At 45.4% G+C, this 271-nt stretch carries 1 pseudogene; it reads right to left on the reverse strand.

Going from position 1 to position 271, the window contains the following annotated elements:
- Positions 1-259, reverse strand: a pseudogene (locus tag NLF92_RS13020) (hypothetical protein); the annotation flags it as partial.
- Positions 260-271: the final 12 nt, after the last annotated feature.

The following is a 271-nucleotide window of genomic DNA, read 5'->3' on the forward strand; positions in this document are numbered from 1 at the left end:
GTGTATCCAGTGAGCTGGTAAGTGCAGATGCCACACCGTAACACAACAGACAGCCTGCACCGTAAATATGCGTGGTGGCCGTTGAGTCTTCCGGAGAAACATAGACAAAGGCGACTTTTTTATCTGTGCCTACCTGGTTGGATTGTAGTCCAACCGTGGGTTGGGGGGTGCTTCCACAGGCGGTTAACACGAGGGCAAAAGCGAGTACGAGTGTGCTTTTTATTGTTTTACCATTTAAATTCATTGTTATTATTTCCATTAACTACTAAAA

It is taken from the genome of Opacimonas viscosa (assembly GCF_024199005.1).
In the GTDB taxonomy this organism is placed as follows: Bacteria; Pseudomonadota; Gammaproteobacteria; order Enterobacterales; family Alteromonadaceae; genus Opacimonas; species Opacimonas viscosa.